Source organism: Luteibacter aegosomaticola (assembly GCF_023078475.1).
Lineage (GTDB): Bacteria > Pseudomonadota > Gammaproteobacteria > Xanthomonadales > Rhodanobacteraceae > Luteibacter > Luteibacter aegosomaticola.
This window is the reverse complement of the sequence record NZ_CP095741.1, coordinates 2,235,210-2,253,794: the sequence shown is the minus strand read 5'-3', so window position 1 is coordinate 2,253,794 and position 18,585 is coordinate 2,235,210. Positions and strand designations below refer to the sequence as shown.

At 66.0% G+C, this 18,585-nt stretch carries 19 protein-coding genes; 7 read left to right on the top strand and 12 right to left on the bottom strand.

What is annotated here, in order from left to right; genetic code table 11:
- From L2Y96_RS09935 to L2Y96_RS09920, 4 genes are read right to left on the bottom strand one after another with little or no spacing between them, the layout of a single operon-like run.
- Positions 1 to 1,371: an outer membrane beta-barrel protein gene (locus L2Y96_RS09935; protein ID WP_247336292.1), complete on the bottom strand. Its 1,371-nt coding sequence runs from the start codon at positions 1,369 to 1,371 to the stop codon at positions 1 to 3.
- 23 nt (positions 1,372 to 1,394) lie between these two features.
- Positions 1,395 to 2,153: a P-loop NTPase family protein gene (locus L2Y96_RS09930; protein WP_247336289.1), complete on the bottom strand. Its 759-nt coding sequence runs from the start codon at positions 2,151 to 2,153 to the stop codon at positions 1,395 to 1,397.
- 12 nt (positions 2,154 to 2,165) lie between these two features.
- Positions 2,166 to 3,698: an XrtA system polysaccharide chain length determinant gene (locus tag L2Y96_RS09925; RefSeq protein WP_247336286.1), complete on the bottom strand. Its 1,533-nt coding sequence runs from the start codon at positions 3,696 to 3,698 to the stop codon at positions 2,166 to 2,168.
- A gap of 39 nt (positions 3,699 to 3,737) precedes the next feature.
- Positions 3,738 to 4,361: an XrtA/PEP-CTERM system exopolysaccharide export protein gene (locus L2Y96_RS09920; RefSeq protein ID WP_247336283.1), complete on the bottom strand. Its 624-nt coding sequence runs from the start codon at positions 4,359 to 4,361 to the stop codon at positions 3,738 to 3,740.
- Positions 4,362 to 4,524: 163 nt separating this feature from the next.
- Here L2Y96_RS09920 and L2Y96_RS09915 point away from each other — a divergent pair, with 163 nt between their 5' ends.
- Positions 4,525 to 5,232, top strand: a complete 708-nt coding sequence (locus L2Y96_RS09915) for a YdcF family protein (protein WP_247336280.1) — start codon at positions 4,525 to 4,527, stop codon at positions 5,230 to 5,232.
- A 5-nt stretch (positions 5,233 to 5,237) separates the two neighbouring features.
- Here L2Y96_RS09915 and L2Y96_RS09910 read toward each other — a convergent pair whose 3' ends face one another.
- Both L2Y96_RS09910 and L2Y96_RS09905 read right to left on the bottom strand, forming a co-directional pair.
- Complete coding sequence (locus tag L2Y96_RS09910) at positions 5,238 to 5,543, bottom strand: antitoxin Xre/MbcA/ParS toxin-binding domain-containing protein (protein ID WP_247336279.1); 306 nt, start codon at positions 5,541 to 5,543, stop codon at positions 5,238 to 5,240.
- 93 nt (positions 5,544 to 5,636) lie between these two features.
- Positions 5,637 to 5,951, bottom strand: coding sequence for a hypothetical protein (locus L2Y96_RS09905; RefSeq protein ID WP_247336276.1), 315 nt, complete (start codon positions 5,949 to 5,951; stop codon positions 5,637 to 5,639).
- Positions 5,952 to 6,054: 103 nt separating this feature from the next.
- Between L2Y96_RS09905 and L2Y96_RS09900 the strand changes: the two genes are divergently transcribed.
- Positions 6,055 to 7,587: a cation:proton antiporter gene (locus L2Y96_RS09900; RefSeq protein WP_247336273.1), complete on the top strand. Its 1,533-nt coding sequence runs from the start codon at positions 6,055 to 6,057 to the stop codon at positions 7,585 to 7,587.
- 91 nt (positions 7,588 to 7,678) lie between these two features.
- Here L2Y96_RS09900 and L2Y96_RS09895 read toward each other — a convergent pair whose 3' ends face one another.
- Positions 7,679 to 8,074 (bottom strand): hypothetical protein, encoded by a 396-nt coding sequence (locus L2Y96_RS09895; protein WP_247336270.1) that lies wholly within the window; start codon positions 8,072 to 8,074, stop codon positions 7,679 to 7,681.
- Positions 8,075 to 8,188: 114 nt separating this feature from the next.
- On the opposite strand from L2Y96_RS09895, the gene L2Y96_RS09890 reads away from it, so the two are divergent.
- A complete protein-coding gene (locus L2Y96_RS09890; protein ID WP_247336267.1) occupies positions 8,189 to 8,554 on the top strand; it encodes a peptidase C13 in 366 nt (121 codons plus the stop codon).
- A 283-nt stretch (positions 8,555 to 8,837) separates the two neighbouring features.
- Here the strand turns inward: L2Y96_RS09890 and L2Y96_RS09885 are convergent, their stop codons facing one another.
- Positions 8,838 to 9,668, bottom strand: coding sequence for an aldo/keto reductase (locus L2Y96_RS09885; protein ID WP_247336265.1), 831 nt, complete (start codon positions 9,666 to 9,668; stop codon positions 8,838 to 8,840).
- 74 nt (positions 9,669 to 9,742) lie between these two features.
- On the bottom strand, positions 9,743 to 10,999 hold the full coding sequence (gene ispG, locus L2Y96_RS09880) for a flavodoxin-dependent (E)-4-hydroxy-3-methylbut-2-enyl-diphosphate synthase (RefSeq protein WP_247336262.1): 1,257 nt from the start codon (positions 10,997 to 10,999) through the stop codon (positions 9,743 to 9,745).
- 99 nt (positions 11,000 to 11,098) lie between these two features.
- Between ispG and L2Y96_RS09875 the strand changes: the two genes are divergently transcribed.
- The 4 genes from L2Y96_RS09875 (at position 11,099) to L2Y96_RS09860 (ending at position 16,167) form a co-directional block, all read left to right on the top strand.
- Entirely contained in the window at positions 11,099 to 12,562 is a 1,464-nt protein-coding gene (locus L2Y96_RS09875; RefSeq protein WP_247336259.1) for a phospholipase D-like domain-containing protein, read from the top strand.
- 178 nt (positions 12,563 to 12,740) lie between these two features.
- Positions 12,741 to 13,697, top strand: coding sequence for a glycosyltransferase family 2 protein (locus L2Y96_RS09870; protein WP_247336257.1), 957 nt, complete (start codon positions 12,741 to 12,743; stop codon positions 13,695 to 13,697).
- A 2-nt stretch (positions 13,698 to 13,699) separates the two neighbouring features.
- Positions 13,700 to 15,319: a hypothetical protein gene (locus L2Y96_RS09865; RefSeq protein ID WP_247336254.1), complete on the top strand. Its 1,620-nt coding sequence runs from the start codon at positions 13,700 to 13,702 to the stop codon at positions 15,317 to 15,319.
- On the top strand, positions 15,316 to 16,167 hold the full coding sequence (locus L2Y96_RS09860) for an SDR family oxidoreductase (protein WP_247336251.1): 852 nt from the start codon (positions 15,316 to 15,318) through the stop codon (positions 16,165 to 16,167). The genes L2Y96_RS09865 and L2Y96_RS09860 overlap by 4 nt, the downstream gene beginning before the upstream one ends.
- On the opposite strand, the gene L2Y96_RS09855 is transcribed toward L2Y96_RS09860, so the two are convergent.
- The 3 genes from L2Y96_RS09855 to L2Y96_RS09845 are packed head-to-tail and all read right to left on the bottom strand — an operon-like array spanning position 16,151 to position 18,527.
- Complete coding sequence (locus L2Y96_RS09855) at positions 16,151 to 16,444, bottom strand: DUF6587 family protein (protein WP_247336249.1); 294 nt, start codon at positions 16,442 to 16,444, stop codon at positions 16,151 to 16,153. The genes L2Y96_RS09860 and L2Y96_RS09855 overlap by 17 nt on opposite strands.
- Positions 16,441 to 18,285 carry a ferrous iron transporter B gene (gene feoB / locus L2Y96_RS09850; protein ID WP_247336246.1) on the bottom strand — a complete coding sequence of 615 codons (1,845 nt, stop codon included), beginning with the start codon at positions 18,283 to 18,285 and terminating at the stop codon, positions 16,441 to 16,443. Before feoB ends, L2Y96_RS09855 begins: the two co-directional genes overlap by 4 nt.
- Complete coding sequence (locus L2Y96_RS09845; protein WP_247336243.1) at positions 18,282 to 18,527, bottom strand: FeoA family protein; 246 nt, start codon at positions 18,525 to 18,527, stop codon at positions 18,282 to 18,284. Before L2Y96_RS09845 ends, feoB begins: the two co-directional genes overlap by 4 nt.
- Positions 18,528 to 18,585: the final 58 nt, after the last annotated feature.

Sequence of the window (18,585 nt, the reverse complement as noted above, 5' to 3'; positions counted from 1 at the left end):
TTACCTCCGGTACACCACGCCAATGAAAAATTCCGTCTCGCGGTAGCTCTGGCCCACCGCATCGCTGGTGCGACGTTCGCGCGCCACGGCGGCGTGCCAGCTCCAGTGGCGGTTCCACTGCTGGCCCAGGTCCAGGCCAAGGCGCACCGTGTTATCGCGACGGTCGATCGTGTCGTAGGTGAGCCTGTCGCCCGTCGCAAAGCCCGACAGCGTCATCGTGGGCGTCACGCGGTAACCCACGCCCACGCTGATGCCCTTGCCGGTCTGGTTGAAGGTGTCGTCGTCGATGTAGCGCAGCTTGTTCCACGCGGGCGAGACGGTGATCGTCAGTCGCTCGCTCTTCCAGTTCCACGTGGCCTCGAAGCGCTTTTCCTTGTAGACCTGCGAGCCGATCACCGCGCTGCCCACGCCAATGCCCGAGAGGCTGCCGCGGCCGAGGCCGCCGGTATTCGCGAACGGATCCAGCGCTTCCGCACGGCTGGCATTGTCGGAGGCGCCCAGGCCATACACCGTAGGCGCGGTGAGGATGTCGGTGGCGGCGTCGGCGTACTGGTACGCACCCGAAACGGTCAGCGAGTTGCGCAGCGTCGGCTGCCAGCCCAACTGCAGGCGCAGCAGCGGTGAATTGCGATCACTGCCTTCCTTGAAGCTCAGCCGCGTGCCACCGAGCATGATGTCCGCATCGAAATGCGCCAGCTGGCTCGTATAGCGCAGGTACGCTTCCTCGCGCTTGTAGTCGGCACTGTTTGGCTGGTTCTGGAAGTTCACATCCTGGTATTCCAGGTTGCCCGAGAGCGTATCCGTCGGCGTCAGGTCACGGAACAGACGGAACGCCGCCATGCCACGGTTCGAATTGAAGTCGTCGACCTTCGAGGCGTAGCTATTGATGTAGCGCAGCTCCACCTGCCCGCGCGTCGAATCACCGAAGCGCATGTGCAGCGTCGGGCCAGCCGCAATCACATTGGTCTGCTGCTGGTTACCCGGGGAGTTCGAGGAGAGCTGGTCCACGGGCTGCACGCCCGCGTAGTCTTCCACGGCGAAATCCAGACGGTCGGGCATGATCGTCCAGTTACCCTGCCCCGCCAGCTGCGTCTGGGTCTGTGAATCGAAGTGGTTTTCGAGGTATTTGCGGTACTCGAGCGTACCGGCCACGTTGGCCTGGAACGTGGAGCCCATCTGGGTGAACTGGAATGTCGCGCCCGGCGTCAGCACGTTCTCGCTCACCGGGTTATCCGATGAAAGCGTGATGTTGTTGCTGTGCTCCAGGCCGGCATAGAGCGTGTAGTCCAGCGTTCCCGCCTGGCTTACCGCCGGCGCCGCGCACACCAGGCCCAACAACACCGCATGGGTGAGCCTCTTCACTGCCGGCATGTTCCCTCCCCTGGAGCCGAGGCTCACGGTGACTCGTTGAACACCACGCCCGCGAGCTTGGCGGGATCGAAATTGGCAACGGCCTGGTTGATGGCCGCCGGCGTATCGCGGCCGTAACCGGCCACCAGCACGACGAAATCCGCGAGATCGGAAAGAATGCGTGCGTCCGGCGCGCCCTTTACCGGCGGGCCGTCGAGGAACAGGTAGCGGTCCGGATAGCGGCAGCGCAACGAATCGAGCACCGCACGCATGCGGAACGACGAGAAGTATTCGCTGCTGTTCTCGCGCGCTTTGCCGGCGGGAATCATGCGCAAGCGCGGCACGCCGGTCGGGTACATGATGGAAGCGATACCGCGCGACGGGTGCTCGAGGAAATCGACCAGGCCACCCGTCGACGGTTCGACGCTGAGCGCCTTGTGCTGGTTCGGATAGCGCAGGTTGCAGTCGATGAGCAGGCTGGTCTTCGACTCATCGAAGGCGAAGGCCGTGGCGAGGTTGCGCGAGACGAAGCTGCCGCCCGAGCGCGGGCTCACCGAGCAGACCAGGGTGATGAAGTTGTTATCCCCGCCCATCTCGAGCAAGCGCGTACGGATACCGCGGAATGCATCCGATTGCTGGCGAACCGATTCCTCGCGGTGGATCAGGCGTTTCCGCTCGCAATCCACCGGACTCAGCGATCCACTGTCCTCGCGCATCCGCGCGATCGAATGGCTGGGGTGGACGTGGCTCTCGTCGTGGGCGGTGGCGACGACGTCGCCGAGTTCGATGTTGTTCACGGCCATCTCGAATGTCCTTTAGCCCTTCAGGCGGAACCAGATCACGAGGAGGTACACCATGCCTACGCCCAGCACGATCATCGCCAGCATCATGTTGTGCAGGTGGCTGCGGCGGCGGTCGCGCGGTGTCGGGTAGAACGGCACGGTGGCCAGCACCGCGAAGCCCGTGGCGCGCTCCAGCTGCGCGATGGAACGCACGCGGGGATCGAAGCGGACGACGGCGAACAGCAGGCCCAGCGGCACCGCGAAGGCGAGCGCCAGGCCGGCGAGGCCAAAGTGCATGAAGCGCAGACCCGACGGCACCAGCGGTAGCACGGCGGGGTTCTGCACCAGGAAGGTCAGGCCGCGCTGCTCGGCGTCGAGGTTCATCGACACGCGGGCGTTCTCGCGGCGCTTCAGGAGATCCTGGTACACGTCGCGGTTCACGGTGTAATCGCGCGTGAGCTCGGCTACCACGTTCTCGGAGTTGGCGATGCGCTTGCTGCGCTCAAGCTCGGCCTGGAGCATCGACTCGCTGGCACCCACGCGTGCCGCGCTCGCGGCGGCGTCAGCGCGGGTCTGCGCCAGCTGGATGCGCATCTGCTGGTACACCGGGTTCATCGCCACGGTGTGGTCCACCGGCGCGGCGCCACCGGCGGCGCGCGTGGCATCGGCCGATGCCATCTGCCGGCGCACGTCTTCGATCTGGTGGCGCAGGCGGATCACATCCGGGTAGTCATCGGTGTAGTTCAGCAGCAGCTTGTCGAGCTGGCCCTGCAGGTCGGCAAGCTGGGTCTGGTAGACCCCGCCCACGGTCTGCACGGCATTCACTTCGGATTCGCCGCTGATCTGCGAATTGAGCGCGGAGGCCTGCGAGACCTTCTGCATGTAGTCCATGCGGTTGCTTTCAATCTGCGTACGCAGCTGGCTGATCCGCGAATTGGTGTCGGTCTCGCTACCGGGACGCGCATCGGCGTTCGCGTCGCGATAGGCCTTCAGCTTGTCCTCGGCATCGGTCAGCTTGGTGCGGTACGCCTCCACCTGGCTGTTGATGAACTCGTACGCGTCACGGCTTTCCTGCTGCTTCGACGCCAGGCTCTCGCTGATGAACAGCTGGCCGAACGCACGGGTCACTTCGAAGGCGCGGTGCGGGTCGGAGTCGAAATAGCTGATCGTGATCAGGTTATCGCGCGTGTTGACGATCTTCGTCCGCGCCTTGATGCCTTCGATGAGCTTGTCGCGCTCAATCGGCGTGGGATTCGTCGCGGCCCAGCCACCGGTCTTCAGCACCTTGTCGAGCACGCTCTGGCTGAAGATCACATCACGCGCGATGCCTGCGCGGTTCTTGGTACCGGTCGCCGAGGCGGCGCCTTCCATCAACGGGGTGATGATGCTGGAATCCTGTGCCAGGATCGTCACCGAGGCTTCGTATTTTTTCGGCCACATCATGCCGGCCACGAGCGCGATCAGCGCGATCACGGCGAACACCATGCCCATGCTCAGGCGGCGCCGGCGAGCTTCACCCACCAGGGCGGGCAGCATGCCCGTGAAAGGAACCAGTTCCCCACTCATCGATTTACCCTCTTGCCCCCGGCATGGCCGGGCGGTCGGTCAGAATGCACGCTGCGGAACGGTGATCACGTCGCCCGGCTGCACCGGGTAGTTGTTCGCGATATCGCCCTGCTGCAGGATCTTTTCGAGCCGCACCGAATACGCCTGCGACGTGCCTTCGCCTGTATGGCGATAGAGCTCCGTGCGATCGGGTGCCGCGAATTCCGTGGTGCCACCCGCGGCCAGCACCGCGTCGAGCACGGTCATGCCCTGGCGGTACGGGATCGAGATCGGGCTTCGCACCGCACCGGTGACGCGTACGCGTGACAGGTACTCATGGCTGCGTAGCGCGGTAAGGATCACCGCCACCTGCGGATCACGGATGTACTGCGCGAGTTTTTGCTGGATCTCGGCACCGACCTGGTCGGTGGTGCGTCCGCCCGCGGGGATATCACCCACCAGCGGTACGGTGATCTTTCCATCCGGGCGCACCGGCACGCTCACGCTGAGATCAGGGTTGTGCCATACGGTGATCTGCAGCTGGTCGTCGACACCGATCAGGTAGGCCTCGACGACAGGCGCCGTGGCATCGGCTTTCGGCGGCGGGAGCGTGCTGCCGCCGGTGGCGCAAGCTGCCAGTTGCATGGCGGCGATGATGATGGCGACGCGATTCCAACGCTTCATGATGACGACCCGCCCCTGTGTGTTCACTCGGCCGGTATCGTCATTTCAATGGCGTGCCGCGTCCATTCCAACAGCCCGCCTATGCCGTTTGACCGACGGTGCGAGCGCGCGGTTTGCGCGATCATGGCCTTCCCGCGCAACGTTCGATCCGGACCGGGTGGCCTTGCTGGAATTCATCGTCACGCTCCTGCTGCACCCTGCCGTGCAGGCGCTGTTGCTTGGCTTGTTCGCCGTCGCGTGCGTGTGGCGCCGCAAGCCGCGCGCGGGCCTCGCCGCCGGCATCCTCGCCGTGGCGTGGATCTGGGTGGCGTCCACGCCCGCGCTTGCCCTGCGCCTTCGCGAGGGCCTGGTATCGACCACACCGGCGGCGGTGGCCCACGCGGACGCCATCGTCGTGCTCGGCGGCGGCATCATCCCCAAAGGCCCCTGGCAGGACAGCGGCTCACGCGCCGGCACCGGTCTCACCCTGTGGCAGGAAGGCTATGCGCCGTTGATGCTGGTCTCGGGCAGTGACCAGGCGCATAAGCTCGCGAGGGGCTACCAGCGGCTAGGCGTCCCCGCCAGCGACCTGCGGGTGGATGACACCAGCACGAATACCCACGAGAACGCGCGCAACACCGCCGCCCTGCTGCGGGCCGGCGGCCTTGGCGACGTGCTGCTGGTGACCTCGCCGATCCACATGCGACGCGCCGCGGCCGCCTTCCGGCACGAGGGCATCGACGTCGCACCCACGCCGGCCGATGACGACGACCAGGCAGCGCTGGCCGCCTCGGCCGGCTGGCTACCCCGGCGCTCGGCACTCACCCTGACGGCGCGCTGCCTGCGCGAGTACGTGGCGCTATGGGTCTACAGCCGGCGCGGCTGGATCTGAACGGCCTAGAGCGCGGCGACGGCGCCGAACTCCTTGTAGACCACCTGGTCCCAGACGGCATCCACATCGCCGTCGGCAAGCATGTCGCAGGCGCTGCGCCCGGCGAAGGCGCGTTGCGGCATCACCAGCCAGCGCGCGGCACGCTGGCGGTCACCGATACAACACAGCATCAGCTGGGCGAGCGGCGGGTGGCTGGTTTCGAGGGTATCGAGGGCCCGGCCGATCGCCGCTTCGCGGGCATCGTGCAGGCGGGTCAGTTCACTGGATAAGGCAGCAAACGTCGGGGATGGCTGGGGCTGGGCGTTTGGCATCGCGGGAGGCTCCCGTCAGGCGCGTTAGGCAGAACCTAGCGCCACCCGCCGCCGCCACGCTTGTAGCGGCTTGATCCGTCTTCCCGCGGGTTGCTACGGATCGCCGGTCTCGATCTGCAAGGTGGTCTTGCTGTCGCGGCGGATCAGCCCAGGCCCGAACTGGGTGACTTTCCCGTCCTGTAGCACAACGGTGTAGTCCTTATGGGAGAAGGAGAACCGGCCCGGCCGGCGAGACAGCCAGCTCATCACCTCGTAGCCGATGATCGAACGATCGGAATCGGGCGGCCCCAGGCGCTCGAGGACGTCTTCACGCGGCGTACCGACCTCCAGCCGGGAGATCTTCGAGGCCATGCCCTGGCAACCGGCAAGGCCGATGGCGATGGCGGTCACGGCGATCAGACGTTTCATCGGCACCCCGGTGTCGAAAGGCATGCCCCGGATGGTAACCCACCCTCGCAAAACGATGCGAGCCGGGTAGCATGGGGTTTGGGCGGTACGAAGGGGAGGCACCATGGCGTTGTTCGAAAGCATGATCCTGCTGTCGCTCCTGGCGGTCGTGCTGCTGCGCCTGTCGCGGCGCCTCGCGTTGCCCTACCCCACGATCCTGGCCGGGGCCGGCACGGCCGTCGCGGCGCTGCCGTGGGCGCCGCATATCTCGATGGATCCCAAGCTGGCCCTCGTGCTGTTCATCGCCCCCGTCCTGATGGACGCGGGTTTCGACATGCCGCCACGCACCCTGCGCCGGTTCTGGCTGCCCACCATTTCCCTGGCCGTGGTCGCGGTGATTTTCACCACCGCCGCGGTCGCCTGGCTGGGCGTGGCGTGGGCCGGCATGCCGGTCGCGGTAGCCGTGGCCATGGGTGCCATCGTGGCGCCGCCGGATGCCGGTGCCGCCACCGCGATGCTTTCGCGCCTGAACCTTCCACGGCGCACGGTGCAGGTGCTTACCGCAGAGAGCCTGCTCAACGATGCCTCAGCGCTGCTGATCTTTGGCGTCGCGGTGCGCACGGCCATGTCGGCGGATGGACTGAGCCATACCGTCCCGCTGCTCTTCCTGGCCGTGCCCGGTGGCTTGCTGCTCGGCTGGATCTTCGGCCGGCTGTTCATCCACCTGGCCCGCGAGACGCGCGGCACCCTCAGCGCGACGCTCTCGCAGTTCGCGGCGGTGTTCGGCGTATGGCTGGTGGCCGAGTACCTGCATGTCTCGGCGATCCTGTGCGTCGTCGCCTTCGCCATGACCATCGCCCACGTGATGCCTGGCGAGACGCCACCACGCGATCGCGTGCATGCCTATTCGGTGTGGGCCGCCGTCGTCTTTATTTCCAACGTGATGGCGTTCCTGCTGGTGGGCCTGCAATCGCGCAACATCATCGCGCGGCTGCAGGGCCCACAGCTGGCGCATGCGCTGTGGTTCGCCGGTGCCGTGCTCGGTGTGTGCATCGTGGTGCGCTTCGCCTGGGTCATGATCTACAACGTGTTGCTACGCCGGTTTCGCAAGAACCAGCCCAATCCCACGCCACAACAAGGTCTCGTCGTCGCGTGGTGTGGCATGCGTGGGCTGGTGACATTGGCTACTGCGCTGGGCTTGCCCGACAGTTTCCCGCAGCGCGATCTCATCGTACTCACCGCATTTGCGGTGACCGTGGGCACCCTTGTGTTCCAGGGCACGACCCTGGCCTGGCTCGTGCGTTACCTGGACTTCGATCGCGACGCTACCTTGCGCAACGATGCTTCGAAAGCGCGACTGGTGTTGCTCGATGCCGCGGAAGCCACGCTGGATGGCGAAACGGATGAAGCAGCCCGGCGTATCCGCGAGCATTACGCCGATGCACGCCACGAAGCTGAAGCTGGCCGCGATCCGGTCACGGGTACGCGCATGTCGGAGCTCAAGCGCAAAGGTTTGCAGGCGAAACGCATGCGCCTGTTGGAGATGCGCCACAAGGGCGAGATCGAAGACGACCTGTTCCACCTGCTCGAAAACGAGCTCGACTGGAGCGAGCTGGCGGTCACCAGCCCCGACGATCGCGAGATCGTGGAAGGCTGATCGCGCGCAAGCGCGCTCCTACAAAGGCCCCGCACGCCCCCGCTCTTGTAGGAGCGCGCTTGCGCGCGATGGGTTCTCGCCGGTCCCTGCCCTAATGCACCGTCGAAGGCACCGCTGGCGCCTGCCCCACAGGCTTCCCATGCGGATCCAGGGTATGCCCCTCGGCATCGGTGTCATGGTTCGCCGCGTGGCGTACCTGGGGTGTCACGCCAGTAGCCGGCTGCACCGGGGCCAAACCTCGCTCGCTAGCACCCGCGTTGGAAGCAGGCTGCAGCGGCGCGGAAGCGGGGTTCGTCTGCGGGGGCACCATCGCCGGGTTGGCCGGCATCCCGGACGACGACGGCTTCGCAAGCTGCGGCGAGCCCGGATTCGACGCCTGTGTGCTCACCGGCCGCACCGGGGGCGTGGGACCAGCCTTAGGCATGGCCGTTTGGGCGAAGACGGCGGGCGTTACGGCGAGGAAAGTGAGCGTAAGCAAGGAGCGCATGGCGGTATCACCAGGCAGCGCGCCCAGGGGCGCGAGGGTTCTTACGCTAACGCCGCTCATGTGAACGGCCCGCCTCCCTGCTAGGCTCGGGCCTTCCCATTCCGGAGACAACCGATGCTGCTTGCCCTGATGTTCGCTTTCGCCGGTGCCGACGGTTTCGATGCGCGTGTGCAGGCCGCGAAGGCACTGGAAGCGAAGGCCGAGGGTAAGGCGTGGCAGGAGCAGCTTTGGGATCGCATCGGCAACCCGGCCACGGATGCGCTGAAGGGCTGTATCGCCAGCAACGCGCCGGCCGATAAGCGGGCGTTCACGCTCGTGGCAGGGGTGGATGCGAAAGGTCAATCAAGCAACGTAGCCGTGCAGCCCGCGACGCCCGTGGCCACGTGTTTCGCCGGCCAGTTTGCGAACTGGACGCTGCCCGCACCACCAAGAAGCCCGAACCCCTACCCCATGGAAATCGACATCTCCATGACCGATTGACCCAAAACGCCCCCTATCGACATCGTCGTGACCGATTGACCCAAAACGCCGCTGTAGGAGCCCACCCTGTGGGCGACATCTTTCGCCAAAAGCCATCAAGTCCTGCGGCGGTAAGGCGAAAGATGTCGCCCACAAGGTGGGCTCCTACAACGGCATCATGTTGATGCGCGTAGAGGGGTAATTAACGGCATCATGTTGATGCGCGCGGAGGGGTGATTAACGGCCTCATGTTGAGGCGTTCGGCGGGGCGGTTAACGGCATCATGTAGATGCGCGCGACGGGGTTAGTTGAGCTTTTCGGGATCCGGGCCCATGCGGTTGCCGTTGTCGAGGTTCGCGATCGCGGCCATGTCTTCGCTGCTCAACTCGAAATCGAATACGTCGATATTCGAGCGGATACGCTCCGGCGTGGCGGACTTCGGGATCACCATGTAGCCGAGCTGCACATGCCAGCGCAACACCACCTGCGCAGGCGATTTGCCGTGCTTCTTGCCAAGCTGCACGAGCGTGTCGTTCTTCAGGAGGTCACCACCCTGGCCCAACGGGCTCCAGGCTTCCGTGATCACCTGGTGCTGGCGATTCGCGGCGACCACGTCGTTCTGCGCGAAGTCCGGATGCACTTCGATCTGGTTCACCACCGGCGCTACGCCGGTTTCCTTGATGATTCGTTCCAGATGCGCCGGCTGGAAATTGCTGACGCCGATGGAACGGATGCGGCCTTCCTCGCGCAGGCGAATGAATGCCTTCCACGTATCCACGTAGCGGTCGTGCTTCGGCGTGGGCCAGTGGATCAGGTACATGTCGAGGTAATCGGTGCCCAGCTTCTTCATGCTGGCATCGAACGCACGCAAGGTGGAGTCGAAGCCCTGCTCCGCGTTCCACAACTTGGTGGTCAGGAAGATATCGCTACGCGCAATGCCGGACTTCGCAAGCGCATCGCCCACGCCGGCTTCGTTCTTGTAGATCGCCGCGGTGTCGATGGAACGGTAACCCGCCTTCAGCGCTTCCTGGACGGCGCGCGAGGTTTCATCGTCGGGAATCTGGAAGACGCCAAAGCCGAGCTGCGGGGCCTTGCGGCCATCGTTCAGGCTTAACAACGGGACGGAGTTCGCCATGCCATGTCTCCTTGGGGAGTGAGGGAAACCATCCACCATGGTGATGGATGGCCCCGCATGCAAGGCGTGATGGCTTAATCGTGGCGCGCGGAATAATGCGTTTCGACGTAGTTATCGAGGATGGCGACGAACTCGTTGGCGATGTTCTCGCCGCGCAGCGTCGTGGCCTTTTCGCCATCGATGAACACCGGTGCCGACGGCGCCTCGCCGTTGCCCGGCAGCGAAATACCGATATTCGCGTGCTTGGACTCACCCGGGCCATTCACGATGCAACCCATGACCGCCAGCGTGAGGTTCTCCACGCCATCGTATTTCACGCGCCATTCCGGCATGCGCTCGCGAACGTGGCCCTGCACGGTCTTCGCCAGCTCCTGGAAGAACTCGCTCGTCGTACGGCCGCAACCCGGGCATGCCGTTACCAGTGGCGTGAACGCACGCAGGCCCATCGTCTGCAGCAGTTCCTGCGCCACGATGACCTCAGCCGTACGCGACTGCCCCGGCTCCGGGGTGAGCGAAATACGGATGGTGTCGCCGATGCCTTCCTGCAGCAGCACGGACAGCGCCGCGGCCGAAGCCGTGATGCCCTTCGACCCCATGCCGGCTTCGGTGAGGCCCAGATGGAGCGCGTAATCACCACGACGGGCCAGATCGCGATACACCGCGATCAATTCCTGTACGCCGGAGACCTTGCAGGACAGGATGATCCGGTCACGCGCCAGGCCAAGATCCTCGGCGCGGGCGGCGGAATCGAGTGCCGAGCGAATGAGGGCCTCGCGGGCCACGTGGCCGGCATCCCACGGATCGGCGCGGCGGCCGTTCTCGTCCATGAGCGCGGCGACCATGGACTGATCGAGCGAGCCCCAGTTGGCGCCGATGCGCACGGGCTTGTTGTAGCGGATGGCCATCTCGATGATCGAGGCGAACTGGGCATCCTTCTTCTTGCCGAAGCCGACATTGCCGGGGTTGATCCGGTACTTGGCCAGGGCCTCGGCGCAGGCCGGCTCGCCTTCCAGCAGCTGGTGGCCGTTGTAGTGGAAATCGCCGATGAGCGGCACCGAGACGCCCATCATCTCCAGGCGCTCGCGGATGCGCGGCACGGCGGCCGCGGCGGCCGGCGTGTTCACCGTGATGCGGACCATTTCCGACCCGGCGCGGGCCAGTTCGGCGATCTGCTTGGCCGTGGATACCGGGTCTTCGGTATCCGTATTGGTCATGGACTGCACCACGATGGGCGCGCCCCCACCCACCTGCACCTTGTCGATGTGGACCCCGGTGCTGGGGCGGCGGGCTTCGGCTTCCGCGGGACGCGGGCGGGTCAGGTCGTCGGTCATAGCGGGTCATTTTAGCGCAAGCCCATGACAGCCGCCCTAACTGGATCTCACGTGGCGGTCTCACGCGGATTCCATGCCGGACATCGATAAACTCCGCCCATGAACCTCCACCGCCCGCCCACCTTCAGCACCCGCCAGTTCGCCGAACAGGCCCTCAGCCGCAGCGCCGGAGCGCCCCTGATCGGCGGGAACGCCATCGATCTGCTGATCGACGCCCAGGCCCACTACGACGCCTGGCTCAAGGCCATCGCGGGGGCGAAGCGGCATGTCTTCCTCGAGAACTACATCATCCGCAACGACCGGATCGGCCAGGCCTTCCGCGAGGCCCTGGTGGAACGGGCCCGCGCGGGCGTATTCGTGGCGGTCATCGCTGACTGGGCCGGCTGCCTGGGCCAATCGCGCTCCAGCTTCTGGAACCCGCTGCGCGAGGCCGGCGGTGAAGTGCGTATCTACAACCCGCCCCGCTTCGGCAGTTCGTTCGGCTGGATCAGCCGCGATCATCGCAAGGTGCTGGTGGTGGATGGCGAGATCGGGTTCCTGTCCGGGGTGTGCATCAGCGAGAAGTGGCTGGGCGATCCGGCGCGCGACGTACCGCCCTGGCGCGATACCGGCGTGATGCTGCGTGGCCCGGCCGTGGCGGAGATCGAGCAGGCCTTCGCCGATAGCTGGCGCGATGCGGGGCCGGCGGGCTTGCCGGAGGACCCGCGCGTGGCGCGGCATGAACCGGTCGCACCGGCCGGCGACGTGAACCTGCGCCTCATCGCCACCCAGCCCAGCACCGCAGGCATGTACCGCCTGGACCAGATGGTCGCCGCCATGGCGACGAAGACGCTATGGCTCACCGATGCCTATTTCGTCGGCGTGGCGCCGTACGTGCAGGCGCTATCCGCCGCCGCGCGCGATGGCGTGGACGTGCGCCTGCTCGTGCCGGGCACCAGCGATATCCCCATGGTCGCCAGCATGTCGCGCTCAGGCTATCGGCCTTTGTTGAAAGCCGGCATCCGCGTGTTTGAATGGAACGGCTCCATGCTGCATGCGAAAACCGCCGTTGCCGATGGGCGCTGGGCGCGCGTCGGTTCCTCGAACCTTAATATCGCAAGCTGGCTGAGCAACCGGGAAATCGATGTCGCCATTGAAGACGCGGGCTTTGCCGGGCTGCTGGCTGCCCAGTACGAGGCGGATCTGGAAAACGCGACGGAAATCCGCCTGCGCAGCGGACGCCGCGGACGCGGCAATGAACGCCTGCGCAGTAGCGGCCCGCGCCAACCGCGGCCACGGCATGGTGGCGGCAGTTCCAGCCGCGCGGCCGCAGGCGCATTGCGCATCGCCAACACCGTTGGCGCTGCGATAACCCACCACCGGGTGCTGGGCGATACCGAGTCCGGGCCCGTACTGGCCGGCGCACTCACGGCCATCGCACTGACCGTGGTGGCGGTGCTGTGGCCGGCCATCATCGCGTGGCCTCTTGCACTGATTGGCGCATGGTTCGCCGCCAATCTGACAATCAACTGGTTCGCCCTACGCAGGCGGCGCCGGCGCCTCGACGACGATACCCCTGCCTGAGCCGGGCAGCCGGGACTGCGAATCCGGGCGCGTGGCGGTTACCATGGCGAGCTGGGGCCGGCGCGCGCCCCATGTGCCTGTGCTCAGCATCCGAGAATTCCATGCCCGAACCGATCACCCATGTAACGCCAGACCGCATGCCGGCCCAGCCCTCATGCTCGCCAAGCGGTAGCCTGGCGTGAGTACGGGGCACCTGACGCCGGCGATCGCGGTGGTGATCCCGTGCTTCAACGAAGCCGTGGCCATCGGTACTGTCATCGATGACTTTCGCCGCCACCTTCCCGGCGCACGGATCGTGGTGTTCGACAACAACTCCACGGATGGAACCGCGGACGTCGCACGGAAGCATGGCGCGGAGGTGCGTACCGAGCGCATGCAAGGCAAGGGCAACGTGGTGCGTAGCATGTTTGCCAAGGTCGACGCCGATGTTTACATCATGGTCGACGGCGACGCCACGTACGATGCTTCCGCCGCGCCCACGCTTGTCGCGCGGTTGCTGGAGGAAGACCTTGCCCTGGTGGTCGGTTCCCGCGCAACCGAGGAGGATGCGGCGTACCGTTCCGGGCACAAGTTCGGCAACTGGGCGCTGACCAGCCTCACCAGCTGGATCTTCGGGCAGTCGTTCAACGACATGCTGTCGGGCTACCGCGTCATGTCCCGAGCCTTCGTCAAATCATTCCCGGCGCACGCCCAGGGCTTCGATACCGAGGTCGAACTGGCTGTGCATGCCCTCGAACTTCGTCTCGGCACCGCCGAGGTGCCCACGGCGTATTTCGCGCGCCCGGAAGGATCGCACAGCAAACTCAGCACGTATCGGGACGGCTGGCGAATCCTCAAGACCATTATCCGCATGGCGAAGAACGGCAAGCCGCTGGCCTTCTTCTCCGTCGCGTGCGCCATGTGCGTCGCACTCGCCATCGGCCTGGCCATACCGCTGATGCAGACCTACGTGGCGACGGGCCTCGTGCCACGATTCCCGACGGCCATCCTCAGTGCCTCGCTCGCCTTGCTGGGCAGCATCTTCCTCGTCTGCGGCCTCGTTCTCGACACGGTTTCACTCGGACGTCGGGAGCAGAAATATGCTGCGTACCTCCTTCATAGCCCACGCCGCATCGCCGGGCACGCCAGCGAGTGACGATGACCTTCTCCGAACGCGTACTGCGCCACCGCCTCCTGCTTCCGGCCCTCCTGCTCCTCGGCGCGGCGATTGCCGTATCGCGCGGCCAGGATGCCGCGTGGGATCTCAAGAATTACCACCTGTACAACGCGTGGGCCTTTTTCCACGGCCGGCTCGGCATCGACCTGGCCCCGGCTAGCCTGCAAAGCTACTTCAACCCACTCCTGGACCTACCTTACTTCTGGCTGGGCACGGGCCCCCTTTCCACCTCGCCACGCGTGCTGGCCGCGCTTCAGGGGCTGTGGTACGGAGGCGCGGTGTTCCTGCTTTGCCTGATCGTCCGGCGTTTCGCCGGGCAGGAAGGCCGTGCACCGGCATGGACAGATCTCGCCGCGATCTTCATCGGCGCCACGGGCACCATGACCCTCACCCAGGCAGGAATGTCGACGAACGAGCTCCCGCTGGCCGTCCTCGTCATGGCTGGCTACCTGGTGGCCATGCCCCTGGCGGCCCAGCGGGAGGGAACACTACTCGGACGCGCGGCCCTGGCGGGGCTGCTCTGTGGCCTCGCCGCCGGCCTCAAGCCAACCGCCATCGTCTATGCGCCTGCGCTGGGGTTTGCCGTGTGGGCGGCACGCGGGTTCAGGTTGGCGGGCCTGACCGAGGCCGTCACACTGGGAGTTGCCGCCCTCTTCGGCTTTTTTGCCGCTTACGGCAGTTGGGGTTACAGCCTTTGGCACCTTACGGGCAACCCCATTTTTCCGATGTTCAACCAGGTTTTCCATTCGCCGTGGATGCCGGATGCGGGCGGCACGGACCGGCAGTTCATGCCGAAGTCCGTCCTCCAGACGCTGTTCTATCCGTTCTGGTGGCTCAGGAAGAACGACACCCAAGGTGGCAACACCTTTGCCGACGCACGTTATGCGCTCGCCATGCTGGCTCTACTCGGCGCTGGCGCGATTGCACTGGCGCGACGCCGGCCAGGTGCCGCCAGCAACCCCGTCCGGCGCATGCTGTTTACCTTCGTCTGCGCCGCGTACGTGCTGTGGCTAGCGCTCTACTCGATCCTGCGCTACGCCGTGCCCATCGAGATGCTCACCGGCCTGACCGTCCTGGCCGCCGCATCGCTCGTTGCCGAAGCGCTCGACCGGCCACGCAGCCGCCTTACGGCCGCCGTGATCGGAGCCACCCTGCTCATCACGCTCGCCACCACCCGCTACACCGACTGGGGTCATGCCCCCTTCGCCAAAACGCCGTTCGCCGTCGAAGCAGCGGCGGTTACCCCGGGTAGCCTGGTCGTGGTCCTCTCCGCGCCCAACGCTTACGTTATTCCGTTCGTCCCGAACGCCGAAGAAGCGACCTTCGTGAGCCTCACCTGGCTCAATGTCTTAAGCCAGCACCATGAGTTCGATCAACGGGTACGCGCAGCGATCGAGGGACACGAGGGGCCGATCTACGCCATCCTGCGCGATACAGCCGCTGCCGACGGTTCGCTTGGGCAACTCACGGATATCCTTCCCGGCGCCCGCATGGATAGCTGTTCCCCGATACGTAGCGGGCTCGAACTGACGCCCCGCAGACGCGACCTCGCCGAAGGCCTGCGGCTCTGCAAGGTGGTGGCCGCAAGGAGCAAGCCATGAGCGTCCTCGTCATCGGCGCATCCAGCCAGATCGGCCGGTTCCTCCTCCCTCGGCTGGAGGCCGCCGGCCATACATGGCTAGGCCTGAGCCGCACCCCGCCGCCGGACGACGCGCGATGGCTGAGCGGACGGGTCCCCGACATGATGCCGCCGTTACCCCCCGTCAAAGCGATCCTCTCCACCGGGCCGCTGGACCTGCTCGCGCAATGGCTCAGCCATACCCGCCTGGAAGGCACCCCGCACATCATCGCAACATCGTCGATGAGCGCCGAATCCAAGCGCGATTCCGATGTACCTTACGAACGCGAACTGGCGGCGCGGCTGCGGAATGCGGAAACCGCGCTCAGCGCCACCTGCGCATCGCGCGGCATGCCCTGGACGTTGTTCCGGCCCACGCTCGTTTATGGTGCGGGCATGGACCGCAGCATCACGCCGATCGTCCATGCGGCCATCCGCCGCCATATTTTCCCGTTGCCGGCCGGCCGCGGGCTGCGGCAACCCGTGCACGCCGACGATATCGCGGCCGCATTCGTCGCAGCGCTGGCCATGCCACAGGCACGAGGCAAGACCTTCGACATGGGCGGCGGCGAGCGCCTCACCGCGGCAGCCATGTTTCGCCGCGCGCGGCGCAGCGCAGGGGTCCTGACCATCCCCGCACCCGTGCCGCGGTTCGTGCTTGAACTCGCGAGTGCGCTGCGCCCGCAGTTGCGCGGCGCACTGCGCCGCCTCGACGAAGACCTCACCGCGGACAACACCGCGCTGGAGGCACTACTGGGCATCCAGGCGCGGCCTTTTCGACCCGAGCCCGCCACGTGGCGCCCACTGGGCGACGTTAACGCCTCGTCTTGAAAGTCAACGGCTGCGCGTCGTTATGCGCTACCGGCGCCGGACCGCAGGTGCCACAGCTGCCGCAGCCATCGCCGCAGCTGCCCGTGGCGCTGGCCGGCTGCACTTTCTTGCCGATCGCACGTATCACGCCGGAGCGGCCTTCATGGTTCAGGCTGGCGGAGACGCCGGCCAACACCCGCGTCGACGTCTTCGGCAGCAGCTTGCGGAACGCGACATACAGGCTGGCCAGCACGACCACGCCGATGATGACGCCCTGGACCAGCTGGAACGTGCTCACGAAAGCGCCCTCGCGATCTGGTAGGTAGCGAGCGAAGCGAGGTACGCCAGGCCGAACAGATAGCCCGCGGCGATCGCCACGTTGCGCCAGGAATTGGTTTCGCGGCGGATCACCGCCAGGGTCGACATGCACTGCGGCGCGAACACGTACCACGCGAGCAGCGACAGCGCCGTGGCCAGCGACCACGAATGCGCGATCACCGGCCCGAGCTGGGTAGCCACGGCATCGTCAGTGCCCGACATCGCGTACACCGTGCCCAGCGCGGCCACCGCGACTTCACGCGCGGCCAGGCCCGGCACCAGCGCGATGCAGATCTGCCAGTTGAAGCCGATCGGCGCGAACACGTACTGCAGGCCACGGCCGAGCATGCCCGCCAGGCTGTAATCGATCGCCGGACCCGTCGCGCCTTCCGGTGCACCGGGGAAACTCGAAAGGAACCACAGCAGCACGGTCAGCGCGGTGATGATGCCGCCCACACGCTTCAGGAAGATCAGCGCGCGCTCCCACAGGCCCAGCGCTACATCGCGCACGTTCGGCAGGCGGTACGAGGGCAGCTCCATGATCAGCGCATGCTCGCTGCGATCCTTGCGGAAGCGCTTCATCACGAACGCCACGCCCAGCGCGCTGAAGATGCCTGCGAAATACAGCACGAACAGCACGATGCCCTGCAGGTTGAACAGGCCAATGCTGCGATTCGGGATAAACGCGGCGATGAGCAGCGTATACACCGGCAGACGCGCCGAGCAGGTCATCAGCGGCGCCACCAGAATCGTGGTGAGACGGTCGCGCGGGTCGTTGATGCTGCGCGTCGCCATGATCCCGGGAATCGCGCAGGCAAAGCTCGACAGCAACGGGATGAAGGCACGGCCGGTCAGGCCCACCTTGAACATCATGCGATCGAGCAGGAAGGCCGCGCGCGGCAGGTAGCCGGATTCTTCGAGGATCAGGATGAAGAGGAACAGGATCAGGATCTGCGGCAGGAACACCAGCACCGCGCCCAGGCCAGCGAACACGCCATCGTTGAGCAGGCTGTGCAGCGCGCTATCGCCCGGCAGGAAGCTGGTGGCCCACGCACCCAGTGCGGTGATGCCATCGGTGATCGCGTCCATCACCGGCTGCGCCCAGGAGAACACCGCCTGGAAGATGAAGAACATCAGCACCGCCAGGATGGCGAGGCCGAAAACCGGGTGCAGTGCCCAGCGGTCGATCGCATCGTCGATCGCCGCGGTGTTGCGCGTACTGGTGACGGCATCGGCCAGGATCGCGCGAACTTCGGCATGCAGGCCATCGACCGTGGCCTCGTCGATCGGCGACGGCACGATTTCCGGCACCGCCGCATCCAAGCGGTCCACGAGCGCCTTCGCGCCACCGCGCTGGACGGCGATCGTTTCCACCACCGGCACGCCAAGGCGCTGGGAAAGCTTCTGCACATCGATGACGATGCCGCGCTTGCGCGCCGCGTCCATCATGTTCAACGCGAGCACCACCGGGCGGCCGAGGCGGCGCACTTCGAGCACGAAGCGAAGGTGGAGACGCAGATTGGTGGCGTCGGCGACGCAGACGATCAGGTCAGGTGCTGCTTCGCCCGGATAGCGGCCCTGGCAGACATCGCGGGTAATCGCCTCGTCCGGGCTGGTGGCGTCGAAACTGTAGGCACCCGGCAAGTCCAGTATTTGCAGCGTGCGACCGGAGGGCGCGGTGAAGCGGCCTTCCTTGCGCTCCACGGTGACACCGGCGTAGTTCGCCACTTTCTGGCGGCCGCCGGTCAGCTGGTTGAACAGCGCCGTCTTGCCGCAGTTGGGGTTGCCGACCAGGGCTACGCGCATCGTTGCTGCACTCATGCCGCACCATCCACAAGGACATCCACGCGCGCCGCTTCCGTCTTGCGCAACGCGAACCGCGTGGAGCCGATCTGGATGAGCAAGGGGTCGCCGCCGAGGGGCCCGCGGGCTATCAGGCGCACCGGCTCGCCGGCCACGAAGCCCAGGTCGCGCAGGCGTTGCGCGATGGGATCGGCGGGATGGGCATCGGTGACGGACTGGACCACGGCTTGGGCACCTTTCGGCGCGTCGGACAGGCGCACTGGGGAATTTCTCAAATAAGAACGCGTCGCATTGTATTCCTTTTACCTGATCCCCTGC

What these genes read in the sequence shown, in the direction of transcription:
- L2Y96_RS09935 (WP_247336292.1), bottom strand. Translation starts at nt 1,371, where the DNA reads ATGCCGGCAGTGAAGAGGCTCACCCATGCGGTGTTGTTGGGCCTGGTG.
- L2Y96_RS09930 (WP_247336289.1), bottom strand. Translation starts at nt 2,153, where the DNA reads ATGGCCGTGAACAACATCGAACTCGGCGACGTCGTCGCCACCGCCCAC.
- L2Y96_RS09925 (WP_247336286.1), bottom strand. Translation starts at nt 3,698, where the DNA reads ATGAGTGGGGAACTGGTTCCTTTCACGGGCATGCTGCCCGCCCTGGTG.
- L2Y96_RS09920 (WP_247336283.1), bottom strand. Translation starts at nt 4,361, where the DNA reads ATGAAGCGTTGGAATCGCGTCGCCATCATCATCGCCGCCATGCAACTG.
- L2Y96_RS09910 (WP_247336279.1), bottom strand. Translation starts at nt 5,543, where the DNA reads ATGCCAAACGCCCAGCCCCAGCCATCCCCGACGTTTGCTGCCTTATCC.
- L2Y96_RS09905 (WP_247336276.1), bottom strand. Translation starts at nt 5,951, where the DNA reads ATGAAACGTCTGATCGCCGTGACCGCCATCGCCATCGGCCTTGCCGGT.
- L2Y96_RS09900 (WP_247336273.1), top strand. Translation starts at nt 6,055, where the DNA reads ATGGCGTTGTTCGAAAGCATGATCCTGCTGTCGCTCCTGGCGGTCGTG.
- L2Y96_RS09895 (WP_247336270.1), bottom strand. Translation starts at nt 8,074, where the DNA reads ATGCGCTCCTTGCTTACGCTCACTTTCCTCGCCGTAACGCCCGCCGTC.
- L2Y96_RS09890 (WP_247336267.1), top strand. Translation starts at nt 8,189, where the DNA reads ATGCTGCTTGCCCTGATGTTCGCTTTCGCCGGTGCCGACGGTTTCGAT.
- L2Y96_RS09885 (WP_247336265.1), bottom strand. Translation starts at nt 9,668, where the DNA reads ATGGCGAACTCCGTCCCGTTGTTAAGCCTGAACGATGGCCGCAAGGCC.
- ispG (WP_247336262.1), bottom strand. Translation starts at nt 10,999, where the DNA reads ATGACCGACGACCTGACCCGCCCGCGTCCCGCGGAAGCCGAAGCCCGC.
- L2Y96_RS09875 (WP_247336259.1), top strand. Translation starts at nt 11,099, where the DNA reads ATGAACCTCCACCGCCCGCCCACCTTCAGCACCCGCCAGTTCGCCGAA.
- L2Y96_RS09865 (WP_247336254.1), top strand. Translation starts at nt 13,700, where the DNA reads ATGACCTTCTCCGAACGCGTACTGCGCCACCGCCTCCTGCTTCCGGCC.
- L2Y96_RS09860 (WP_247336251.1), top strand. Translation starts at nt 15,316, where the DNA reads ATGAGCGTCCTCGTCATCGGCGCATCCAGCCAGATCGGCCGGTTCCTC.
- feoB (WP_247336246.1), bottom strand. Translation starts at nt 18,285, where the DNA reads ATGAGTGCAGCAACGATGCGCGTAGCCCTGGTCGGCAACCCCAACTGC.